Source organism: Micromonospora sp. KC721 (assembly GCF_004348355.1).
Lineage (GTDB): Bacteria > Actinomycetota > Actinomycetes > Mycobacteriales > Micromonosporaceae > Micromonospora.
In genome coordinates, this window is record NZ_SMJY01000041.1 from 1 (window position 1) to 22,015 (window position 22,015).

The 22,015-nt window shown below is 72.9% G+C and carries 20 protein-coding genes; 6 read left to right on the forward strand and 14 right to left on the reverse strand.

Annotated elements, in window-relative coordinates; genetic code table 11:
• Positions 1 to 82: 82 nt before the first annotated feature.
• The 5 genes from E1182_RS10215 to rimP form a co-directional block, all read right to left on the reverse strand.
• A complete protein-coding gene (locus E1182_RS10215) occupies positions 83 to 376 on the reverse strand; it encodes a DUF503 domain-containing protein (RefSeq protein WP_132263457.1) in 294 nt (97 codons plus the stop codon).
• Positions 377 to 466: 90 nt separating this feature from the next.
• Complete coding sequence (gene infB / locus E1182_RS10220) at positions 467 to 3,478, reverse strand: translation initiation factor IF-2 (protein WP_132263400.1); 3,012 nt, start codon at positions 3,476 to 3,478, stop codon at positions 467 to 469.
• 93 nt (positions 3,479 to 3,571) lie between these two features.
• Positions 3,572 to 3,904 (reverse strand): YlxR family protein, encoded by a 333-nt coding sequence (locus E1182_RS10225; RefSeq protein WP_132263402.1) that lies wholly within the window; start codon positions 3,902 to 3,904, stop codon positions 3,572 to 3,574.
• A gap of 16 nt (positions 3,905 to 3,920) precedes the next feature.
• Entirely contained in the window at positions 3,921 to 4,964 is a 1,044-nt protein-coding gene (gene nusA, locus E1182_RS10230) for a transcription termination factor NusA (RefSeq protein WP_132263405.1), read from the reverse strand.
• The gene (gene rimP / locus E1182_RS10235) at positions 4,961 to 5,647 is read right to left on the reverse strand and encodes a ribosome maturation factor RimP (RefSeq protein ID WP_132263408.1); all 687 of its coding nucleotides are present in this window, start codon (positions 5,645 to 5,647) and stop codon (positions 4,961 to 4,963) included. The genes nusA and rimP overlap by 4 nt, the downstream gene beginning before the upstream one ends.
• A gap of 261 nt (positions 5,648 to 5,908) precedes the next feature.
• On the opposite strand from rimP, the gene E1182_RS10240 reads away from it, so the two are divergent.
• From E1182_RS10240 to E1182_RS10260, 5 genes are all read left to right on the forward strand, one after another.
• The gene (locus E1182_RS10240; RefSeq protein ID WP_207921343.1) at positions 5,909 to 6,364 is read left to right on the forward strand and encodes a hypothetical protein; all 456 of its coding nucleotides are present in this window, start codon (positions 5,909 to 5,911) and stop codon (positions 6,362 to 6,364) included.
• Positions 6,361 to 6,810 carry a ferritin-like domain-containing protein gene (locus E1182_RS10245; RefSeq protein ID WP_132263411.1) on the forward strand — a complete coding sequence of 150 codons (450 nt, stop codon included), beginning with the start codon at positions 6,361 to 6,363 and terminating at the stop codon, positions 6,808 to 6,810. The genes E1182_RS10240 and E1182_RS10245 overlap by 4 nt, the downstream gene beginning before the upstream one ends.
• A 102-nt stretch (positions 6,811 to 6,912) precedes the next feature.
• Complete coding sequence (locus tag E1182_RS10250; RefSeq protein WP_243706141.1) at positions 6,913 to 7,506, forward strand: PadR family transcriptional regulator; 594 nt, start codon at positions 6,913 to 6,915, stop codon at positions 7,504 to 7,506.
• A 5-nt stretch (positions 7,507 to 7,511) separates the two neighbouring features.
• A complete protein-coding gene (locus tag E1182_RS10255) occupies positions 7,512 to 8,237 on the forward strand; it encodes an ABC transporter ATP-binding protein (RefSeq protein WP_207921344.1) in 726 nt (241 codons plus the stop codon).
• A gap of 80 nt (positions 8,238 to 8,317) precedes the next feature.
• Positions 8,318 to 11,065 (forward strand): FtsX-like permease family protein, encoded by a 2,748-nt coding sequence (locus tag E1182_RS10260; RefSeq protein WP_132263413.1) that lies wholly within the window; start codon positions 8,318 to 8,320, stop codon positions 11,063 to 11,065.
• Between the two features lie 18 nt (positions 11,066 to 11,083).
• On the opposite strand, the gene E1182_RS10265 is transcribed toward E1182_RS10260, so the two are convergent.
• Both E1182_RS10265 and map read right to left on the reverse strand, forming a co-directional pair.
• The gene (locus E1182_RS10265) at positions 11,084 to 11,803 is read right to left on the reverse strand and encodes a VIT1/CCC1 transporter family protein (protein WP_132263416.1); all 720 of its coding nucleotides are present in this window, start codon (positions 11,801 to 11,803) and stop codon (positions 11,084 to 11,086) included.
• The gene (gene map / locus E1182_RS10270) at positions 11,800 to 12,657 is read right to left on the reverse strand and encodes a type I methionyl aminopeptidase (protein ID WP_132263418.1); all 858 of its coding nucleotides are present in this window, start codon (positions 12,655 to 12,657) and stop codon (positions 11,800 to 11,802) included. Before map ends, E1182_RS10265 begins: the two co-directional genes overlap by 4 nt.
• A 97-nt stretch (positions 12,658 to 12,754) precedes the next feature.
• Between map and E1182_RS10275 the strand changes: the two genes are divergently transcribed.
• Positions 12,755 to 13,069: an STAS domain-containing protein gene (locus E1182_RS10275; RefSeq protein ID WP_132263420.1), complete on the forward strand. Its 315-nt coding sequence runs from the start codon at positions 12,755 to 12,757 to the stop codon at positions 13,067 to 13,069.
• 106 nt (positions 13,070 to 13,175) lie between these two features.
• Here E1182_RS10275 and E1182_RS10280 read toward each other — a convergent pair whose 3' ends face one another.
• From E1182_RS10280 to E1182_RS10310, 7 genes are all read right to left on the reverse strand, one after another.
• Positions 13,176 to 13,727, reverse strand: a complete 552-nt coding sequence (locus tag E1182_RS10280) for a pyridoxamine 5'-phosphate oxidase family protein (RefSeq protein ID WP_132263422.1) — start codon at positions 13,725 to 13,727, stop codon at positions 13,176 to 13,178.
• A 61-nt stretch (positions 13,728 to 13,788) separates the two neighbouring features.
• The gene (locus E1182_RS10285; RefSeq protein ID WP_132263424.1) at positions 13,789 to 14,556 is read right to left on the reverse strand and encodes a 3-oxoacyl-ACP reductase; all 768 of its coding nucleotides are present in this window, start codon (positions 14,554 to 14,556) and stop codon (positions 13,789 to 13,791) included.
• A 5-nt stretch (positions 14,557 to 14,561) separates the two neighbouring features.
• Positions 14,562 to 15,929, reverse strand: coding sequence for an aldehyde dehydrogenase (locus E1182_RS10290; protein ID WP_132263427.1), 1,368 nt, complete (start codon positions 15,927 to 15,929; stop codon positions 14,562 to 14,564).
• On the reverse strand, positions 15,910 to 17,274 hold the full coding sequence (locus E1182_RS10295) for a glutamine synthetase family protein (protein WP_132263429.1): 1,365 nt from the start codon (positions 17,272 to 17,274) through the stop codon (positions 15,910 to 15,912). The genes E1182_RS10290 and E1182_RS10295 overlap by 20 nt, the downstream gene beginning before the upstream one ends.
• A 91-nt stretch (positions 17,275 to 17,365) precedes the next feature.
• Positions 17,366 to 18,919, reverse strand: coding sequence for an amino acid permease (locus E1182_RS10300; RefSeq protein ID WP_243706142.1), 1,554 nt, complete (start codon positions 18,917 to 18,919; stop codon positions 17,366 to 17,368).
• Positions 18,920 to 19,267: 348 nt separating this feature from the next.
• Complete coding sequence (locus E1182_RS10305) at positions 19,268 to 19,768, reverse strand: DUF456 domain-containing protein (protein ID WP_132263434.1); 501 nt, start codon at positions 19,766 to 19,768, stop codon at positions 19,268 to 19,270.
• Positions 19,769 to 19,849: 81 nt separating this feature from the next.
• The gene (locus E1182_RS10310; RefSeq protein WP_132263436.1) at positions 19,850 to 22,012 is read right to left on the reverse strand and encodes a bifunctional diguanylate cyclase/phosphodiesterase; all 2,163 of its coding nucleotides are present in this window, start codon (positions 22,010 to 22,012) and stop codon (positions 19,850 to 19,852) included.
• Positions 22,013 to 22,015 lie beyond the last annotated feature (3 nt).

The window sequence follows — 22,015 nt, forward strand, 5'->3', positions numbered from 1 at the left end:
CTGCGGCCCCGTCACGGCGGATCGTGGACGTGAACCTCATGACCACCGGGGCGAGGGAGAGGGGAAAGAACGAGGGTGGGGGTCAGTCCTCGGGGCCGTGCAGGCGGCGGCGTACCGAGAGCAGTTCCACCTCGGGACGGGTGGCGACCAGGCGTTCGCACGAGTCCAGCACCTCGCGGACGTGCGACGCCTCGGCGGCCACCACGGCACACCCGATCTCGGCCCGACCGTGCAGGTCGAGCGCTCCCACCTCGGCGGCCGACACCTCGAAACGGCGCAGCGCCGCCACGATCGGCCGGACGTATGATCTCTTGGCTTTGAGCGACCGGGAGTCGCCCGGCAGCAGCAGGTCGAAGACCGCGGTTCCGGTGAACATCGCCCCGGACATTACGGTCACCTCCGGACACGATCAAGGGGTTTACGCCGGTACCGGCGTAAACCCCTTGATCGTTGTGTCAGCCCGGGATCAGGCGCGCGGCTTCTCCCGCATCTCGAAGGTCTCGATGATGTCGCCGACCTGGACGTTGTTGAAACCGCCCAGCGTCAGACCACACTCGAAGCCCTCGCGGACCTCCGTCGCGTCGTCCTTGAACCGCTTGAGGGAGCTGATCGTGAGATTGTCCGCCACGACCGCCCCGTCCCGCAGCAGCCGCGCCTTGGCGTTGCGGCGGATGATGCCGGAGCGGACGATGCAACCGGAGATGTTGCCGATCTTGGACGAGCGGAAGACGTCGCGGATCTCCGCGCTGCCCAGCTCGACCTCCTCGTACTCCGGCTTGAGCAGCCCCTTGAGCGCGGCGTCGATCTCCTCGATGGCCTGGTAGATGACGGTGTAGTACCGAATCTCCACGCCCTCGCGGTCGGCGATCTCGCGGACCTTGTTGGCGGCCCGCACGTTGAAGCCGATGATCGTGACCGCCTCGGACGAGGCGCTGGCCAGCATGACGTCGCTCTCGGTGATCGCACCCACGCCCCGGTGGATGATCCTGAGCTGGACCTCCTCCGGGATGTCGAGGTTGAACAGCGCGTCCTCGAGGGCCTCCACGGAACCGGAGACGTCGCCCTTGAGCACCAGGTTGAGCGAGGTCTTCTCGCCCTCCTTGAGCTGCTCCATGAGCGTCTCGAGCGTGGCCCGGCCACGGGAGTTGGCGAACGAGGCCGCCCGCCGCCGTGCCTGCCGCTGCTCGGCGATCTGGCGCACCGTCCGGTCGTCGGCGGCGGCCAGGAAGGTGTCACCCGCACCCGGGACCGCGGTCAGACCGAGCACCAGGACCGGACGGGCCGGACCGGCCTCGACGACCTGGTTGCCGTTCTCGTCGAGCATCGCCCGGACCCGGCCGTGCGCCCCACCGGCGACGATCGAGTCGCCCGCCCGCAGGGTGCCCTTCTGCACCAGCACGGTCGCCACCGCACCACGGCCCTTGTCCAGGTGCGCCTCGATGGCCACACCCTGCGCCGGCCCGTCGATCGGAGCGGTCAGCTCCAGCGACGCGTCGGCGGTGAGCAGAACCGCCTCAAGCAGGTCGTCGATGCCGATGCCCGGCTTCGCGGCCACGTTGACGAACATGGTGTCGCCGCCGTACTCCTCGGCGACCAGGCCGTACTCGGTCAGCTGCTGGCGGACCTTGTCCGGGTTGGCCTCCGGCTTGTCGACCTTGTTGACCGCGACCACGATCGGCACCTCCGCCGCCTTGGCGTGGTTGAGCGCCTCGATGGTCTGCGGCATCACACCGTCGTCGGCCGCGACGACCAGCACCACGATGTCGGTGACCTGGGCACCACGGGCACGCATGGCGGTGAACGCCTCGTGACCCGGGGTGTCGATGAAGGTCACCGCGCGGTCCTCGCCCTCGTGCGGCACGTGGACCTGGTAGGCGCCGATGTGCTGGGTGATGCCACCCGCCTCGCCGGCCACCACGTTCGCCTTGCGGATCGCGTCGAGCAGCTTGGTCTTACCGTGGTCGACGTGACCCATGACGGTCACCACCGGCGCACGGCTGACCAGGCGGTCCTCCGCGACCTCGGCGTCGAGGTCGATGTTGAACTGCGCGAGCAGCTCGCGGTCCTCGTCCTCCGGGCTGACGATCTGCACGTCGAAGCCGAGGTGCTCACCCAACAGCAGCAGGGTGTCGTCGGAGCAGGACTGGGTCGCGGTGACCATCTCGCCCAGGTTGAACATCTCCTGGACCAGCGAACCCGGGTTGGCGTTGATCTTGTCGGCGAAGTCCGACAGCGAAGCGCCACGGGAGAGCCGGACGACCTGACCCTGACCTCGGGGCGCGCCCGAGCTCATGGTCGGGGCCGACAGGTTGTCGAACTCCTGTCTGCGCTGCTTCTTGGACTTGCGGCCCCGGGTCGGCCGGCCACCCGGACGCCCGAAGGCACCCGCGGCACCGCCGCCACGGCCACGACCGCCACCACCGGGGCGGCCACCGCCACCGGCCGGAGCACCCGGACGGAACCCGCCGCCCGGAGCGCCGCCACCGCCGCCGCCACCGGGGCCACCACGGTAGCCACCGCCACCGCCACCGGGACCGCCACCGGGACCGCCGCGGAAGCCACCGCCACCGCCACCGCCACCGGGACCGCCGCGGAAGCCACCGCCACCGCCACCGCCAGCGGGGCGACCGGCGCCGCCACCGGGACGACCCGCGCCGGGGCCACCGGGGCGACCCGTGGTGGGCCGCTGGCTCGGCATCGAGGCCGGGCTCGGCCGCGGCGGCATGGACGCCGGGCTGGGCCGCGGCGGCATGCCCGACGGGCTCGGCCGGGGACCGCCGGCACCGGCGGCCGGGGGCCGCTGCTGCTGGCCACCCTGGATACCGAACGGGTTGTTACCGGCGCCGCGCGCCGGCGGACGACCGCCCGGACGAGTGCCCGGACCCGGGGCCGGCGCGCCGGGACGACCGGCGGCCGGGGAACCCGGACGGGGCGGCATGGCACCCGGCCCTGGACGCGGGCCGGGCCGCGGACCGCCCTCGGTCGGTGGTTCACGACGGACGTTCTCGCGTTGCTGTTGGCGGGCGGCCTGTGCGGCCTTGACCGCGGCCTCCTGCTCGGCCTTCAGCGCGGCGGCACGCGCCTCGGCGGCCGCCACCTCGATGTCGTGGGCACTCGCCGGCTTGGCGACCGGAGTCGCCTGCGGCGGGCCGGGAACCGGACCCTTGGGCTTCGGCCCGGGAGTCGGCGGTCCGGGCCGCCGGGGCGGCGCGGGCTTCGCCGAGACCCGGGGGGCACTCGGGGCCGGAGACGGCGTCGGGGTCGGGGTCGGACCCGCAGCTGCCGCCGACGGGGCGGACGGCACCTGGTTTCCGGCGGACGCGACGAATGCGCCACGCAGCCGTCGGGCGACGGGCGCCTCGACGGTGCTGGACGCGGACTTCACGAACTCGCCCATCTCCTTGAGTTTGGCGAGAACGGTCTTGCTTTCGACCCCGAGCTCCTTAGCAAGCTCGTGTACGCGGGCCTTACCTGCCACTGCACTCCTCACTCCGAGGTCGTGCGGGCAGCACCCGCAGCGACCTCACTCCTGCACTTGAAGCCTGGTCATTTCTGACGCTTCATCGTGTGCTCATGTCGGTCGTCCTACCTTGCTAGCGACCTTCGCCCGGTCGGGTTGACCGGACGTAGTGGTTGGCGCGTCGACGTACTCCGCGACGGCACCGTGGTCGGGAACCCCGGCCACCCGCAGCGCACGCCCGAAGGCGCGACGCCGCACCGCCTGGGCGAAGCAGGCCGGATCAGGATGCATGTTCGCGCCCCGACCCGGCAGACCGCGGGCCGGATCGGGGCGGAGGCTGACATCAGCCCCGTCACCGACCGCGACGATCCGCAGCAATTCGCTGGCCGGCGCGCGTTGCCGGCAACCCACACAGGTGCGCTCCGGCTGCGCGCGTCGTACCACTGGAGGAAGTCTACCCCTAGCTCGTCGAGATCGCTCCGCCCGGCTCCGGGACGTGATCAGCTCCGCTGCGGCCACCGGCGCCCGACTGCTCCGCGTCGGACCGGATGTCGATCCGCCAACCGGTCAGTCGCGCCGCAAGTCGGGCATTCTGCCCCTCGCGGCCGATCGCGAGCGAGAGCTGGAAATCAGGTACGGTCACCCGCGCCGTCCGGGTGGCCAGATCCACCACCTCGACCCGCAGCGCCTTGGCCGGCGACAACGCGTTGCCGACGAAGGTCGCCGGATCGTCCGACCAGTCGATGATGTCGATCTTCTCACCGTGCAGCTCGCTCATCACCGCACGCACCCGCTGCCCCATCGGGCCGATGCAGGCACCCTTGGCGTTCACGCCCTGGACGGTGGACCGCACCGCGATCTTCGTACGGTGACCCGCCTCACGGGCGATCGCGCCGATCTCCACCGTGCCGTCGGCGATTTCCGGCACCTCCAGCGCGAAGAGCTTCTTGACCAGCGCCGGGTGCGTACGGGAGAGGGTGATCTGCGGACCGCGCATCCCCTTGGTCACGTGCACCACGACGCAGCGGATCCGCTCACCGTGCTCGTACCGCTCCCCGGGGACCTGCTCCGACTGCGGCAGCACCCCCTCCAGCTTGCCCAGGTCGACGCTGACGATGCCCTTTTCCTTGCGGGCCTCGTGCGCCTGCACCACACCGGTGACCAGGTCACCGTCCCGGCCGACATACTCGCCGAAGTGCACCTCGTCGGTGGCCTCCCGCAACCGTTGGAGGATCACCTGCTTGGCGGTCATCGCCGCGATCCGGCCGAAGTCGTGCGGGGTGTCGTCCCACTCCCGCACCACCATGCCGTCGGCGTCCACCTCCTGGGCGTACACCAGGGCCGCCCCGGTCTTCCGGTCGATCTCCACCCGGGCGTGCGGCTCGGCGCCCTCGGTGTGCCGGTAGGCGGTCAGCAGCGCGGTCTCGATCGCCGCGAGGATCGTGTCGAACGGGATCTCCCGCTCGCGCTCGAGTGCGCGCAGCGCCGCGAGGTCGATGTTCACCTCTCCTCGTCCTCCACATCATCTTCGTCGTCATCATCGTCGATGTCCTCGCCGGCACCGTCGAACCCGTCCGCCTCGTCGAGGCGGCTGAACTCGACCTGCACCCGGCCGGGGCCGAGTTCGGCGTACCGGTGTTCGCTGCGGCCGGAGTCGGCCTCCAGCACCACGCGCTCGTCGTCGGCCGCCGTCACCCGGCCGGTCACCTGGCGGTCCCCGGTCGGCTGCCCGTCGCGTCCCGGCGCAGCGCCCCGCACGGTCACCCTGACCAGTCGGCCGACGTTGCGTCGCCAGTGCCGGGGCAGGGTCAGCGGCCGGTCCACGCCCGGTGAACTCACCTCGAGCTGGTACTCCCCCGCCACGATGTCGCCGCCGGACTCCTCGGCCGCGTCGAGCGCCGCCGACACCGCGCGGGAGACGTCCGCGACGGCGTCCAGGTTGATCCCACCGTCGGCGTCCACGATCACCCGCACCACGTGTCGCCGGCCGGCCCGGGAGACCGACAGGTCCTCCAGGTCGTACCCCTCCCGGGTGACCACCGGCTCGATCACCTCGCGCAGCCGGGCCCGCCGCGCGGCGAGATCGCCCCGGGGTGCGCCGGCGCGATCCGAGCCCCGGGAGCCGTCGGTACGACGGGATCGTCCCGCCGGCCCGGTCGGCCGGGCAGCCCGACCACGCTGCGTCATCTGGCGCCCCTTCTGCTGTGACGGCGGCGACCCCACGGTCGCCATACCCTGCTGGTACGGCGGCCACAGCCGCCACGCCGGACGCCACCGGGGCGGTCGCGCCCGGTGGTTGCGCAGAGCGTAACGCGCCACCGGGGCGGTGGCCCGCGCGGCGCACCGACGCCGGTCGCCCACCCGACCCCGTCGATGGTGTTGACTTGTCCGGTGGCGACGGGCAGAAGAACCGCGACCAGCGGTGAATCGGGGCGAACCCGGCGGACGGTGCTGCGGGCGGGCGCGCTCCTGGCGGTGGGCGGCTCGACCGGGCCGCTGGCCGGCTGTGATCTTTTCGACGGCGACGAACCCGCACCCCCGCCCGACCCGCTGGAGTCCCTCGCCGACGAGTCCCGCGAGCTGGCCGCGCGGCATCGGGCGGCCATCGCCGCCGACCCGGCGTTGGCCGACCGGCTCACCCCGATCGCCGAGGCGCACGCCGCGCACGCCACCGAGATACGCCGGCTGATCGGGCGTCCGGAGCCCTCCGGCGCGACCCCGACCGGTACGACGCCGACGGCGACACCGGGTGACCGGGCCGCACTGCTCGCCGCGCTGCGCGAGGCCGAGCAGCGGGGCCGGCAGTCCGCCGCGAAGGCGTGCGTGGCGGCACCCGGCGAGCGGGCCGCGCTGCTCGGGTCGGTCGCCGCCGCTCGGGCCACCCACGTGGAGGCGCTGACGTGAGCCGCCGCCTGGCACCGGCCGACGCCCGGCAGGCGCTCGCCGACGCGCTGAGCGCCGAGTACGCGGCGATCTACGCCTACGGCCCGATCGGGGTACGGCTCAGCGACGCCGAGCGGCGTGCGGCCCGCTCGGCCGAGGCCGCGCACCGGGCCCGCCGGGACGCGCTGGTGCTCCAGCTCAGCGGGGACGGCGGACAGCTTCCCGCGGACCGCGCCGGGTATGCCCTGCCATTTCCCGTGACCGACCGGGCCGGCGCGTTGCGGCTGGCGGTCGAGATCGAGGAGCGGACGGGCGCCTTCTGGCGGGCGGCGCTGCCGGTCACCAGCGGAACGGAGCGGACCCGGGCGTTGAACGCGTTGACCGACTGCGCGGTGCGGGCCACCCGCTGGCGGCGGGCCGCCCGGGTCACCCCGGTCACCGTGGCCTTTCCCGGCCGGCCCCGCTGAGCCCCGGCCGGGTCGTTCCGGCACGCCGTACCCCGACCGTCAGGTCGCGGGCCAGGCCGTTCCGGTTGCGCTCCGCATACGAGGTATGCATACTCCGTTGCCATGTCCATCCGTCACGGCCTGCTCGCCCTGCTCGAGCGCGGCCAGATGTACGGCTACCAGTTGCGTGCCGCTTTCGAGGAGTCGACCGGCTCGACCTGGCCGCTGAACATCGGACAGGTGTACACCACCCTCAACCGGCTCGAACGCGACGGACTGGTCCGGCCACTGCCCGAACACGAGGGCGGGCAGCGGCCGTACGAGATCACCGACGCCGGGCGGGCCGACCTGGCGCTCTGGTTCGCCACCCCGATCAGCCGCGCCGACCGCCCGCGCGACGAGTTGTCGATCAAGCTGGCCCTGGCGATGACCACACCCGGGGTGGACGTGCGGGCCGTGGTGCAGACCCAACGCAGCGCCACCATGCGCACCCTGCAGGAGCTGACCCGGCTGAAGTACGCCAGCGACAAGCCGGAGGACCTGCCGTGGCGGCTGGTGCTGGACGCGATGGTGTTCCAGGCCGAAGCGGAGATCCGCTGGCTGGACCACTGCGAGACGAGCCTGGTGCGCTACCGTCCCGCCGCATCGGCCGGTGGCGTCGCACGCGCCGGCGCCGAGCACGCGCACGAGCACACCGACCAGGAGATCCACCGGTGATCGAGGTGGGTCGACCCGTACTCGACCTGCGCGACGTGCACCGCACCCACGGCGGCGGCGAGGCCGCGGTGCACGCGTTACGCGGGGTGAGTCTGAGCGTGGCGCCGGGCGAACTGGTCGCCGTGATGGGCCCCTCGGGCTCCGGCAAGTCGACCCTGCTCACGCTCGCCGGTGGACTCGACCGCCCCACCGCCGGTGAGGTGCTGGTCGAGGGAGAGTCGCTGGGCGCGCTCGACCGGCAGGAACTGGCCCGGCTGCGCCGCCGCCGGATCGGTTACGTATTCCAGAACCTCAATCTGCTGGGCAGCCTCACCGCCGCCGAGAACGTGGCGCTGCCGTTGGAACTGGACGGGGTGGGGGTGCGGGCGGCCCGCCGGGCGGCCATGGTCGCGCTGGAGGAGGTCGGCCTGACCGGGCTGGGCGGACGCTTCCCCGACCAGATGTCCGGCGGCCAGCAGCAGCGGGTGGCGATCGCCCGGGCGCTGGTCGGCGAACGCCGGCTGGTGCTGGCCGACGAGCCGACCGGCGCCCTGGACTCGCAGACCGGGGAGGCGGTACTGCATCTGCTGCGCCGCCGGGTCGACGCGGGCGCGGCCGGGGTGCTGGTCACCCACGAGGCGCGGCACGCCGGCTGGGCCGACCGGGTGGTGTTCCTCCGGGACGGGGTGATGGTCGACGCGACCGTGCCCCTGCCCAGCGTCGAGCAACTGCTCTCCGGCAGCGGCCGGTGAGGCCGGGGCCCTCACCGGCGAAGCCGGCGACAGGCGAAAACCGCGGAGGCGGCCTCGCCGCCGGGCCGGCGACGCGCCCCATGTCCGCCGACGACACTGCGGGTCCGACCGCGTTCCGGCCCCGGGGCAGGTTCGCCGAGACGGTCGGCTCCTGGCGCGCCGCGCTGCGCATCGCCCGGCGGGAGGCGCGTCGGGCCCGCCGCCGCACCGCGCTGGTGCTGGCGATGATCGCCCTGCCGGTGCTGGCGTTGACCTTCGCCGCGGTCAGCTACGACATGTCCGAGCTCACCCACGCCGAACGCGTCGGTCAGCGGATCGGCAACGCCGACGCGGAACTGCGCTGGACCGTCGACAACCCAATCGTGCAGGACATCTGGGGCGATGAGGCATTCGACGCCGGCGGGGAGCGGCGGGAGCGCACCCGCCCGGCGCGGGCCGAGGAAGTCCTCGCCCTGCTTCCGCCCGGCAGCCGGGTCGCCTCCGTCGAGTGGACGCAGTTCGAGGCGCGGGTCGGTGACCAGCTGGAGTCCTATTCGGCCCGGATACTGGACCTGACCGACCCGCTCGCCCGCTCGACGGTCCGGCTGCGCGCCGGGCGGGTGCCGGCCGCCGCGACCGAGATCGCCGTCACCGCGCCGGCACTGCGTGGGCTCGGGGTGCCGCTCGGCGACCAGGTCGTCCTGGCCGACGGCTCACGCTGGTACACCGTTGTCGGCGTGGTCGAGTTCCCCGACGAGCTTCGCGAGGTGATCGCGGTGCACCCGGGTGGGGTGCCGGCCGGCGAGCTCGGGCCGAGCCTCTGGCTGGCGGACCTGCCGGGCCCGGTGGACGCGGCACTGGTCCGCCGGCTCAACGCGCGCGGCGTCACGGTGACCACCCGCGGCCCGGCACCGGGCACCACGGAGATCGGCGCGGACGACGGCCTGCCGCTGTCGGTGCACGACGCCGAGGAGGCCGGCAGCGCGGTGCTCGTGGTCGGCCTCGGCCTGCTGGAGGTGGTGCTGCTGGTGGGGCCGGCCTTCGCGGTCGGCGTACGACGCCGCCGCCGGGACCTCGCGCTGGTCGCGGTGGCCGGTGGTGACGCGGTCCACCTACGCCGCATCGTGCTCGCCGACGGGGTGGTGCTGGGCTTCGCCGGCGCCGCGGCCGGTCTGCTGCTCGGCGTGGCCGCCGCGTTCGCGGCCCAGCCGCTGCTGGAGGAGAACGTCTACGGGCACCGCTCCGGCGGGTACCGCGTTTTCCCCACGGCGTTGGCGGCGATCGCGGCGGTGGCCGTGCTGGCGGGGGTGCTGGCCGCCCTGGTGCCGGCCTGGACGGCCGCCCGGCAGGACGTCGTCGCGGGTCTGGCCGGCCGGCGCACCGTGCCGCCGCACCGGCGACGCTGGCCGCTGCTCGGTCTGGCGCTGACCGCCGTGGGCACCGGCACGGCCGCGCTCGGCGCGCAACACAGCAGCGCCCTGGTGGTGCTGACCGGGATCGTGCTGGGCGAGCTGGGTCTGGTCTTCACCACCCCCACCCTGGTCGCCTGGCTGGCGCGCGCCGGCCCGGCGCTGCCGCTGGCCCCCCGGATCGCGCTGCGCGACGCCAGCCGGAACCGCTCCTCCACCGCCCCCGCGGTCTCCGCCATCATGGCCGCGGTCGCCGGCTGCGTCGCCATCGGCGTCTGGGTGGCCAGCGACGAGGCCCGCGCCAGGGCGCAGTGGCGGCCCGGGATACCTCCCGGTCACGTGATGTTGCTACCCACCCGGGAGGACGAGCTGCCGCCACTGCCGGCGGTCACCGAGCGGATCCGCCACGTGCTGGCCGCCGACTCGGTCGCCCGGATCGACCGGCCGGTGTGCGCCCCACCTGTCCGGGACGACGAGTGGTGCAGCGTCGTCGCCGTGCTGCCACCCCACCAGCTCTGCCCGTTTGAGCCCGAGATGGTCCGCTCGGTCGAGGCACGCCGGCAGGCACTGGCCGATGCCCGCTGCCGGCCACCGGCGCACGACCCGTCGGGTTACCACCTGCCGGTCGTGGTGACCGACGGGTCGGCGCTGCCCGCTCTCACCGACGCGCCGCCGGAGGAGGTGGCCCGGGCGAGCGCCGTGCTGCGGGCCGGTGGCGCGGTGGTGACCGACCCGCGCTACCTGCACGAGGGCCGGGTGACGGTGACGATGACCCGCAACAACGGCGGCTCCGAGCCGCCGGCGGTGACCACCGCGGCGGTTCCCGGGTACGTGCTGCGCGGCGGCCTGCCGGTGGACCATCTGGCGCTGTCGGCCCCGCTCGCCGGGCGGCTCGGCTTGGCCGTCGTCCCCGAGGGGTACGCGGTGGCGACCGGCACCGCACCGACCGACGCCCAGCAGCGGCGGCTCGTCGCCGAGCTGCGTCCACTGGCGCACCTGATGGCGATGGTCGAGGCGGAGGCACCCGAGCCGCGCCGGCAGCCGCTGCTGGTGCTGCTGGCGGTGGCGGCCGGCATGATCACCGTGGGGGCCGCCGGGGTGGCCACCGGGCTCGCCGCCGCCGAGGGACGGCGGGACCTGTCCACCCTGGCCGCCGTCGGGGCGAGCCCGGGGGTACGCCGGGTGCTCTCGGTGTGCCAGGCCGGGGTGATCGCCGGGCTCGGCTCGGTGCTGGGCATCGGGGCCGGTCTCGGGTCCGCGGCGGTCATCCTGACCTCGGTCAACCGGCAGCTCACCGACGCGTGGCCGGTGCAGACGCCGTACCCGATCATGGTGCCCTGGGTGACCCTGGGCGTGCTGGTGGTGGTGCCGTTGCTGGCCATGGCCGGCGCGGGCCTGTTCACCCGTTCCCGGTTGGCGGTGGAACGCCGGCTGGACTGACTCCCGCCGACCCGCACCTCAGCCGACGCCGCCCTGGACGCCGATCAGGGCGCCGATGGCGTAGGTGGCGCCGGCCGCCGCCGCGCCGAGCAGCAACTGGCGCAGGCCGCCGAGCCACCAGGGCCGGTTGGTGAACCGGGCGACGACCGCCCCGGCCGCGAAGAGCCCCACCCCGCCGACGGCGAGCGCCAGCCAGAGGCTGGTGAAACCGAGCAGGTAGGTCGCCAGCGGCACCAGGGCCCCGACCGAGAAACACAGCAGCGACGAGACCGCCGCCGCCCACGGGCTGGGCTGCTCGTCGGGGTCGACCCCCAACTCCTCCCGGACGTGCACCCGCAGGGCCTCCTCCGGGTTGCGGCGGACCGCGTCGGCGACCTGCGTCGCCAGGTCCCGCGGCAGGCCCCGGGCGACCCATGCCTCGGCCAACTCCCGGGCCTCCGCCTCGGGGTGCCGTTCCAGCTCGCGGCGTTCCTTGGCCACCTCGGCGGCGACCTGCTCGTTGGCCGAACGGACGCTGGTGTACTCGCCCAGCCCCATCGAGATCGCGCCGGCGACCAGACCGGCGGTGCCGGTGAGGACGATGCTGCGCGGCGAGACGCCGCCACCGCCGACGCCGGCGATCAGGGCGATGTTGGTGACCAGTCCGTCCATCGCGCCGAACACGGCCGGCCGCAGCCAGCCACCGGAGACGTCGGCGTGGTGCGCCTCGCGCAGCGCGGCAGGAGTCTCGGCGGTCACGGCAGGGTCAGGATCTCGTAGCCGTCGTCGGTCACGACGATCGTGTGCTCGAACTGCGCCGTCCACCTGCGGTCCTTGGTGACCACCGTCCAGCCGTCGTCCCACATGTCGTACTGGTGGGTGCCGAGGGTGATCATCGGCTCGATGGTGAAGGTCATCCCGGGTTCCATCACGTCGGTGGGACGAGGGCTGTCGTAGTGCGGCACGTAGAGGCCGCTGTGGAACGCCTCGCCGATGCCGTGGCCGGTGAAGTCACGGACCACGCCGTAGCCGAACCGCCGGGCGTACGACTCGATGACCCGGCCGATCACGTTGATCTGGCGGCCCGGGGCGACGGCCTTGATGCCGCGCATCATCGCCTCGTGGGTCCGCTCGACCAGCAGCCGGGCCTCCTCGCTCACCTCGCCCACGCAGAACGTGGCGTCGGTGTCCCCGTGCACACCGCCGATGTACGCGGTGACGTCGACGTTGATGATGTCGCCGTCCTGCAGCACGGTGGAGTCCGGGATGCCGTGGCAGATCACCTCGTTCAGGCTGGTGCAGCAGGACTTCGGGAAGCCCTTGTAGCCCAGCGTCGACGGGTACGCCCCATGGTCGACCAGGAACTCGTGCACCACCCGGTCGATCTCGTCGGTGGTCACCCCGGGCTTGCAGTGCTCGCCGGCCAGCTGGATCGCCTGTGCGGCGAGCCGACCGGCGATCCGCATCTTCTCGATGGTCTCCGGGGTCTGCACGTGCGAGCCGCGCCACTGGCGGGGGTGCGGCTTCCCCACGTACTCCGGTCGGACGATGTGGGCGGGCACCGCTCGCCGCGGGGAGAGCGTGCCGGGGGTCAGCGGCGCACGGACAGTCATGACCACAAGCCTATCGCCGGGGCCGGGGTGATCCCCGCCACGCACCCGTACGCCCGGCTTGTTGCCGCGGCAACGACGCTGTGCCATTGTGGCTGGCGTGGATCAACGGGGTGCACCTCCAGTCTTCTCCGCGAGCGCGGAGCTCGACGGTGCGCACCTGCGCGTGGTGGTGACCGGTGAGGTCGACATGGCGACCGCCGACACGATGCTGCAGACCGTGCTCCGGGAGCCGGCCGAGCGGGTCACCCTCGACCTGCGCCGGGTGACGTTCTTCGACTCGGCCGCCATCCACGCGGTGGTCCGGCTCGCCGACCGCCTGCCGGAACGGCTCGCCGTGCTGCCGTCACGCCAGGTGACCCGGGTGCTGGAGATCTCCGGCCTGGCCGAGCAGCCCTGGCTGCGTCGGGACTGACCACCGCGCCCGTCGGGTGCCGCGGCGGTCGGGCTCAGTCCCGCAGCCGCCGGCGCGGCGTCACCGCCGGCGTCCCGACCGATGACGCCGGTGGGAGGACGGGCGGTCAGAAGACGGGCAGGCCGTCGATGCTGGCGCTGTTCTTCCTGGCCCGGTAGTCGGCCAGGTCGTCCTCCGTCCTGCGGGTGCCCCACTGCACCAGCAGGTCACGGTCACCCCGGTAGTCCAGCAACGGGACGCCGTAGCCGCAGGAGTCGCTGACCCGATCGACGTCCACGGTGACCACCGACCGGACGGCGTGCGGGTCCGGCGGGTCGGGGAAATCGGCCAGCCGCGCGGCGAAGCGCGGGTCGGTGCGCGGGGTTACCTCGCCCCGGCCGTGCAGGCGGACGATCTTCGGCGGGCCGGTGAAGGCGCAGAACATCACCGTGATCCGGCCGTTGTCCCGCAGGTGGGCGAGGGTCTCCGCGCCGCTGCCGTGCCAGTCCAGCCAGGCCACCCGGTGCGGACCGAGGACGGCGAAGGTGCCGCGCATGCCCTTGGGCGAGACGTTCACGTGCCCACCCGGCCCCGAGGGTGCGGTGGCGACGAAGAAGACCGCCTGTTCCTCGATGAAGCCGCGTAGCCGGTCGTCGATCTCCGGGTAGACCTTCCCCATGCCGGCATCCTCGCACCGGCACCGGCCGGCTGGGACACCCTTTACCACCAGGCGGGACGACTCACAGCGGCGTCACGTACGCGCCGGTGATGCCCCCGTCCACCACGAACTGCGCGGCCGTCATGAACGACGCGTCGTCGCTGGCCAGGAAGGCCACCGCGGCGGCGATCTCCGCCGGGTCGCCGAACCGGCCCATCGGCACGTGCACCAGCCGACGGGCGGCGCGTTCCGGATCGGCCGCGAACAACTCCCGCAGCAGCGGGGTGGCCACCGGGCCGGGACACAGCGCGTTGACCCGGATGCCCTCCCGGGCGAACTGCACGCCCAACTCCCGGGTCATCGCCAACACCCCGCCCTTGCTCGCCGTGTACGCGATCTGCGAGGTCGCCGCCCCCATCAACGCCACGAACGAGGCGGTGTTGATGATCGAACCCTTACCCTGCCGGCGCATGTGCGGAATGACGTACTTGCAGCAGAGGTAGACGCTGGTGGTGTTGACCCGCAGCACCCGCTCCCAGGCGTCCAGGCCGGTCTCCAGGATCGAGTCGTCCTCCGGCGGGGAGATGCCGGCGTTGTTGAAGGCCACGTCGATCCGGCCGTGCCGCGCGGCCACCCCGTCGAACAGTTCCCGCACCGCCGTCTCGTCGGCCACGTCACAGGCGACGAACTCGCCGGCGACCTCCTCGGCGGCCCGCCCACCGGCCTCGGCGTCGACATCGACGCAGACCACCCGTGCCCCCTCGGCGGCGAAGCGGCGTACGGTCGCCAGCCCGATCCCGCTGCCCGCCCCGGTCACCACCGCGACCCGGTCCGTCAGTCGACCCTGCATCGTGTTCACTCCTCGGTGCTGATGAAGACGTTCTTCACGTCGGTGAAGGCGTGCAGGGCGTCCGGGCCCAGCTCGCGACCGAGCCCGGAGCGTTTCATCCCGCCGAACGGCGTCCAGTAACGCACCGAGGAGTGCGAGTTGACGCTGAGGTTGCCCGTCTGGACCGCCCGGGCCATCCGCAGCGCCCGGCCCACGTCCCGGGTCCAGATCGAACCGGAGAGGCCGTACTCGGTGTCGTTGGCCAGCCGGACTGCGTCGGCCTCGTCGTCGAACGGCAGCACCGACACCACCGGCCCGAAGATCTCCTCCCGCCAGTGCCGGTCGGCCGGTGACCCGGCGAGCAGCACGGTCGGGGCGTACCAGAAGCCCGGGCCGTCGGGGCGGGAGCCGGTGAAGGCCACCTTCGTCCCGTCGACGTACCCGGCGACCCGGTCCCGGTGGGCGGCGGAGATCAGCGGCCCCATCTCGGTGGTCTCCGCGGCCGGGTCGCCGACCCGGAAGTCGCGTACGGCCGGTTCGAGCAGTTCCAGGAAGCGGTCGTACACCGGGCGCTGGACCAGGATCCGGGAGCGGGCGCAGCAGTCCTGGCCGGCGTTGTCGAAGACCGCGGCCGGCGCGGAGGCCGCCGCCTGCTCCAGGTCGGCGTCGGCGAAGACCAGGTTCGCGCTCTTGCCGCCCAACTCCAGGGTGACCCGCTTCACCTGGGCGGCGCAGCCGGCCATGATCCGGGTACCGACCTCGGTGGAACCGGTGAAGCAGATCTTGCGTACGGCCGGGTGGGTGACGAACCGCTCCCCCACCACGCTCCCGGAGCCGGGCAGCACGGTGAACACGTTCTCCGGCAGGCCCGCCTCGCGCGCCAGCTCGGCCAGGCGCAGCGCGGTCAGCGGGGTCAGCTCGGCGGGCTTGAGGACCACGGTGTTCCCGGCGGCGAGCGCCGGCGCGAAGCCCCAGCCGGCGATCGGCATCGGGAAGTTCCACGGCACGATCACCCCGACCACGCCGAGCGGCTCGTGGAAGGTGACGTCCCAGCCGCCGGGCACCGGGATCTGCCGCCCGGTCAGCCGCTCCGGCGCTCCGGCGTAGTAGTCGAGCACGTCGCGCACGTTGCCCGCCTCCCAGCGGGCGTTGCCGATGGTGTGCCCGGCGTTGCGCACCTCGAGTTGCGCCAGTTCCTCCTGGTGCGCGTCGACCACCGCGGCGAAGCGCCGCAGCAGCCGCGCCCGGTCTCCCGGCGCGACCGCCCGCCACGACTCGTACGCGGCAGCCGCCCGCCCGATCGCCGCGTCGACCTGCTCCCGGGTCGTCGCCGGCACCTGCGCCACCGGCCGGCCGGTGGCCGGGTTGATCACTTCAGAGGCGTTCGAAGCCACGGCGCAGCTCCCAGTCGGTCACGGCGGCGTCGAAGGCGGCGAGCTCGACGCGGGCCTGGTTGGCGTAGTGCGCGACCACCTCGTCGCCGAACGCGTCCCGGGCGACCGCCGAGTTCTCCCACCCGGTGAGCGCGTCGCGCAGCGTGCCCGGCACCCGCTGCGCCGCCGCGTCGTCGTACGCGTTGCCGGTGCACTCCTCGCCCAGCTCCAGCTCGCGCTCGACGCCGTGCACCGCCGCGGCAACCAGCGCGGCGATGGCCAGGTAGGGGTTGACGTCCGCGCCGGGCACCCGGTTCTCCACCCGCATGCCCTGCCCGTGCCCGACCACCCGCAGCGCGCAGGTGCGGTTGTCGACCCCCCAGCGCAGCGCCGTCGGGGCGAACGAGCCGGGCTGGTAGCGCTTGTAGGAGTTGACGTTCGGGGCGAAGAAGAGGCTCAGCTCCCGCATGGTCGCGAGCATCCCGGCCAGCACCCGCTGCCCGGTGACGCTCAGCCGGGCGGGGCCGTCGCCCAGCATCGCCGAGGCGCCGGAGGCGTCGCGCAGCGAGAAGTGGATGTGGCAGGAGTTGCCCTCCCGCTCGTTCGGCTTGGCCATGAAGGTGATCGACATGGCCTCCTGGGCGGCGATCTCCTTGGCCCCGTTCTTGTAGATGACGTGGTGGTCGGCACAGGTCAGCGCCGTGTCGTAGCGGAACGCGATCTCGTGCTGGCCGAGGTTGCACTCGCCCTTGGCGCTCTCCGGCGTGAGCCCCGCACCGGCCATCGCGGTCCGGATGCGGCGCAGCAGCGGCTCCACCCGGGCGGTGCCGAGCAGCGAGTAGTCCACGTTGTACTGGTTGGCCGGGGTGAGGTCGCGGTAGCCGCGCTGCCAGGCGTCCTCGTACGAGTCGCGGTAGAGGACGAACTCCAGCTCGGTGCCGGCGTACGCGGTCAGCCCGTGGGCGGCCAGCCGGTCGAGCTGCCGGCGCAGGATCTGCCGGGGCGAGGCGGCCACCGGGCCGGAGCCGTCCAGCCACTCCAGGTCGGCCAGGAGCAGGGCCGTCCCCGGCTGCCAGGGCACCCGGCGCAGGGTGACCAGGTCGGGGCGCATCGCGAAGTCGCCGTAGCCGCGCTCCCAGCTCGACATCGCGTACCCGTCGACGGTGTTCATGTCGACGTCCACGGCGAGCAGGTAGTTGCAGCCCTCGCTGCCGTGCGCGACCACCTGGTCGAGGAAGTACGGGGCGTGGAACCGTTTGCCCTGCAACCGGCCCTGCATGTCGACCAGGGCGAGCACCACGGTGTCGATCTCGCCCTCGGCGACGGCGACCCGGAGCTGTTCCAGCGTGAGCGGAGCTTTCCTCATCGGCTCGCCTCCATCACCAAGGTCTACTCGCTGACGCGATCATCGTCAATGGTCGGGCCCCGGCGGGCCGGGCCCGACGTCGCCTTCGTGGTCAGGCCGGCTTGTCGGCCGGCGTGCCGTCCATGGTGCGTTGCGCCGGCAGTTCGACGGTACGGCGCGGACCGGTGAACCACTTCCGCGCCGAGGCGTACCACCAGACGCCGACGCCGAGCAGCACCCCGCCGACGGCGATCGGCGCGTAGTTCACCGCCGACCAGCTGAAGTCGGCGTTACCGGGCACCCCGGCGGGCACGATGGGCAGCAGGAAGTAGACCGAGATGACGGCGATCTCGATGACCGCGATCCAGCCGAGCAGCTTGTACCTCCGGCCCAGCGTCCACGGCCCGGGCTGGAACCGGTCCCCCATCCGCAGCCGCAGCGCGATCGGGATGATGAAGGACAGGTAGAGCCCGATCACCGCGACGGAGACCACGGCGTAGAAGGCGACCGGGATGCCGTCCGGGCTCGCGTAGAGGGCGGGCAGGGTGAGCACCAGGCCCGCCACGGTGGCGCCGATGATCGCGTTGACCGGGGTGCCGTTGCGGTCGACCCTCGACCAGAGCCGCCAGCCCGGCACGGCCCGGTCCCGGCTGAACGCGTACGCCATCCGCGACATCGACGTCACGCAGCTCATCCCGCAGAAGAACTGGCCGATGGTGGAGATGATGATGACGGTCTTGAAGAAGAACGGGGTCAGCGCGGTCTCGAAGATCGCCCCGGAGAAGCCGCCGGCGGAGTTGACCGCGTCCACGTCGGTGGCGGCGAAGAGGAAGGCCAGCAGCAGGATCCACCCGCCGATCGCGGAATAGAAGATCGACCGCCAGAGGCCCTGGGCGGCGGCTTTCGACGCGCCCCGGGTCTCCTCGGAGACGTGCGCGCAGGCGTCGAAGCCGGTGATCGTGTACTGGGTGAGCAGGAAACCCAGCGGCAGCACGTAGAACCAGAACGTCAGCCCGCCGGTGTCGCCGTCGCCGAAGCCCGAGTTGTTGAACCGCTCGGTGAAGACGAACCGGAAGCTCTGGTGGTCGTCCGGGACCAGCAGCAGGATGGCCACCACGGCGGCCGCGCCGGCCACGTGCCACCAGACCGAGATGTTCTGCAGCACGTCGATGACCCGGTGCCCGAAGATGTTGATCAGCCCGTGCAGCACCAGGATGATCACGAACAGTCCGAAGGCCTGCCGCAGCGTGCCCTCCCAGCCGTCGAAGAGCGCCGACAACGTGAGGTTGAGGAAGGTCGCGCAGCCGTAGTCCACCGAGGCGGTGACCGCGATCAGGCCGATCAGGTTGAGCCAGCCGGTGAACCAGCCGTGCACCGGACGACCCATCTTCGCCGCCCACCAGTAGATGCCGCCGGCCGTCGGGTACGCCGACACCAGCTCGGCCAGGCAGAAACCGATGATCAGGATGAACAGCGAGACCAGCGGCCAGCCCCAGGAGATGGCGACCGGGCCGCCGTTGTTCCACGCCTGGCCGAACGTGGTGAAGCAACCGGCCAGGATCGAGATGATCGAGAACGAGATGGCGAAGTTGGAGAAGCCGCTCCACTTCCGGTGCAGCTCCTGCTGGTAGCCGAGTTCGGCGAGTCGTCGGGCGTCGTCATCCATCGGTTGCTCACTGGCCGGCGCGGGCGTCGTGGCCACTGCGCACCTCCTCGATGTGGTTTCCCGGTACGAGTGGGTGAAGTGTGATCCCGTCGATCAAGGCGGTCAATACTCAGCCCTGAGGATCTCACGGCCGGCACGGCTAATCGCGTTGCCGCGTGGGCCCGGTCGGGGCATTCTTGAGCCTGTTACCAGGCCCGATCGCGACGGGACCGAAGACCGGGCGCTCGGCAACGTCCGGTCCGCGCGGCGGCGCGGGGCGTCCACCTCTCTCTCACGTACGGCGATCCGCCGTGCCCGACGGACGCCCCTCGCCGCCGCCTTTTCCTCCGACGTGCCGGCCCCGCCGTGTCAGGTGAGCAGCAGGCCGGCCACCCAGAGCGCGGCGACGACCAGCCCGGCCAGGAACTCCACCAGCATGGAAAGCCCGGCCGCCTTGACCGCCTGCACGGTCGCCGGCCAGGCGAGCCGGTTGCTGCCCAGCCGCAGCCGTTCGGCCCCCCACACCCCGCCGACGAAGCCCAGCACCAGGCCGACCACCGGGATGACGAAGAACCCGACCAGCCCCAGCAGCCCGCCGGCGAGCAGCGACGACGTCGGCACCCCGCTGCGGGTGAGCTGACGTCCCGGCCAGGCGTACTTCACCACCGTGCCGCCCGCGGCGACCACGGTCGCCGCGGCGAGCACCGCCCAGCGGCCCGGCCCGGCACCACCGAAGAGTGCCCAGACCAGCACCCCACCCCAGCACAGCGGCAACGCCGGCAGGCCGGGCAGCACCACGCCGGCCAGGCCAGCCAGGATGGCCAGCGCCGCCACCACCGACACCACGGACTGCGAGTCCGTCAGCTCCATCGGCCACCTCCGCGTCGTCGCAGACCAGGGCGCAGCCGAGGTACACCGGCCGTCGTCTGCTCCCGGCGAACCGTACCCCGGTCAGGTCGCCGCCTCGCCGCGCAGCCGCTCGGTGATCTGGGCCGCGGGCACCGGCGGGCTGAACCAGATGCCCTGCCCGGTGTCGCAACGCAGCGCCCGCAGTCGGTCGACCTGCGCTCGGGTCTCCACCGCCTCGGCGGTCACCCCCAACTCCAGGGCGTGCGCCAGCCGCACCAGCGCGTCGACGATGCGCTCGTCACGGTGGTCGGTGGGACCGTCCACGCCGTCGACGCGGATGCCCTCCACGAACGGCCCGGCCAGCTTCAGGCAGTGGATCGGCAGGCGACGCAGGTACGCCAGGTTCGAGTACCCGGTGCCGAAGTCGTCGATGGCCAACCGGACGCCCAGCTCGGCCAGCCGGTGCAGCGAGCGCAGCGGTTCCCCCGCCGTGCCCATCACGGCACTCTCGGTCAACTCCAGCTGCAACAACTCGGCCGGCAGGCCGCTGCGGCGCAGCATCTCCGCCACGATGTCCACGACCGCCGGGTCGTCGGCCTGCCGGGCGGCCAGGTTGACGCTCATCACCAGTCGCCGGCCGGGGAACTCGCGGTGCCAGGCGCGGGCGTCCCGGCATGCCTGGCCGAGCACCCACTCGCCGAGGCGGACGATCAGCCCGCTCTCCTCGGCCAGCCCGATGAACCGGTCCGGGCCGATCATGCCCAGCTCGGGATGGCGCCAACGGACCAGCGCCTCCACCGCCTGCATCCGCCCGTCGAGCAGCGAGACGATCGGCTGGTAGTGCAGCACGAACTCGCCGCGCTCCAGGGCGGCGGGCAGCCCGGCGGCGAGCGCCGAACGGGCGATGTCGGCGGCGCTGCGCTCCGGGTCGTACACGGCCCACCGGCCACGTCCCTCCGCCTTGGCCCAGTACAGGGTGGTGTCGGCGGCCTTCATCAGCTCGGAGACGCTGGTCTCCCCGGCCGGGCACTCCACCACGCCGATACTGGCGGTGACGGCGAGCTGCTGTTCGCCGATGAGCACCGGGGCGGAGACCGCCGCCAGGGCCAGTTCGGCGACGCCGACCGCGTCGTCGATCCCCCCACCGGAGTCGACCAGGATGACGAACTCGTCGCCGCCCATCCGGGCGACCAGGTGCCCCTGCCCGGCCACGCAGTCGGCCAACCGGCGGGCGATGGTGACGAGCAGCCGGTCCCCCAGGTCGTGCCCGAGGCTGTCGTTGACCGCCTTGAACCCGTCCAGGTCGAGGAAGCAGACGCCGATCCGCTGCTCCTGGTCGGCCTCGGCGAAGATCCGTCCGAGTGTCTCGAAGAAGAGCGTCCGGTTGGGCAGGCCGGTCAGCGGATCGTGCAGCGCCTGGAAGCGCAGCCGCTGCTGGAGTTCGTACCGCTCGGTGATGTCCTCCACCATCGCGACGGTGAACCGGGGCCGGCCGTCGTCGTGGCGGATCAACGAGACGGCCAGGTCGGTCCAGACCACGCTGCCGTCCTTGCGGTAGTAGCGCTTCTCCACCCGGACGCTGTCGTGCTTACCCTCGATCAGCTCCTGGTAGAGCTCCCACATGCCGGCGGCATCGTCGGGGTGGAACAGCTCCGCCACGTTGATCTGCCGCAGCTCCTCGATGGAGTAGCCGAGCATGTCCGCGAAGGGCTGGTTGACGTCGAGGATCGCACCGTCGATGCCGGCGATGCCGATCCCGATGGCCGCCCCGGTGAAGACCGCCCGGAAGCGTGCTTCGCTGTCCCGCAGCGCCCGCTCCACGGCGTCGCGGGCCTGCCAGGCGGAGCGCGAGATCCGCTCCTGCTGGCTGAACGTCCGGTCGCGCAGGGCGCGGGCGAACCCGGCCGCGAGCGCGCCCTGCACGGCCGCGATCCGTGCGCCGGTCGTCGCCGCGTCGCAGTCGGGCAGCACCCGGGCCAGGAACCGGTCGCCGAGGGCGCGCACCGTCCAGTCCAGCACCCGGGGCTCGGTCAGGTGCGCCTCCACCAGCGCCCGGCCCACCTCCTCGGCCGGGGTGGCGGAGAACTCGTCGGCCAGCACCGCCCGGGCCAGCCGTACGGTGTGCCCGAGCAGCAGCCGCTCGGTTTCGTCCGCGCTCAGGGGCACGAAACCGAGCCGCCGCGCCGCCCGGGCCCACTCGACGGCGTACTCCCGGGCGCCGGTGCGGCTGTGGTCGCCCCCGCCGGTGTCCGGATCGGCGGCCATGTC

Bases quoted from the DNA above. Each gene is read 5' to 3' on its own strand.
- E1182_RS10280 (WP_132263422.1), bottom strand. From the start codon at position 13,727: ATGGGGAAGGTCTACCCGGAGATCGACGACCGGCTACGCGGCTTCATC.
- E1182_RS10300 (WP_243706142.1), bottom strand. From the start codon at position 18,919: ATGGATGACGACGCCCGACGACTCGCCGAACTCGGCTACCAGCAGGAG.
- E1182_RS10285 (WP_132263424.1), bottom strand. From the start codon at position 14,556: ATGCAGGGTCGACTGACGGACCGGGTCGCGGTGGTGACCGGGGCGGGC.
- E1182_RS10250 (WP_243706141.1), top strand. From the start codon at position 6,913: ATGTCCATCCGTCACGGCCTGCTCGCCCTGCTCGAGCGCGGCCAGATG.
- map (WP_132263418.1), bottom strand. From the start codon at position 12,657: ATGACTGTCCGTGCGCCGCTGACCCCCGGCACGCTCTCCCCGCGGCGA.
- E1182_RS10215 (WP_132263457.1), bottom strand. From the start codon at position 376: ATGTTCACCGGAACCGCGGTCTTCGACCTGCTGCTGCCGGGCGACTCC.
- E1182_RS10295 (WP_132263429.1), bottom strand. From the start codon at position 17,274: ATGAGGAAAGCTCCGCTCACGCTGGAACAGCTCCGGGTCGCCGTCGCC.
- E1182_RS10310 (WP_132263436.1), bottom strand. From the start codon at position 22,012: ATGGCCGCCGATCCGGACACCGGCGGGGGCGACCACAGCCGCACCGGC.
- E1182_RS10305 (WP_132263434.1), bottom strand. From the start codon at position 19,768: ATGGAGCTGACGGACTCGCAGTCCGTGGTGTCGGTGGTGGCGGCGCTG.
- rimP (WP_132263408.1), bottom strand. From the start codon at position 5,647: ATGACGCAGCGTGGTCGGGCTGCCCGGCCGACCGGGCCGGCGGGACGA.
- E1182_RS10260 (WP_132263413.1), top strand. From the start codon at position 8,318: ATGTCCGCCGACGACACTGCGGGTCCGACCGCGTTCCGGCCCCGGGGC.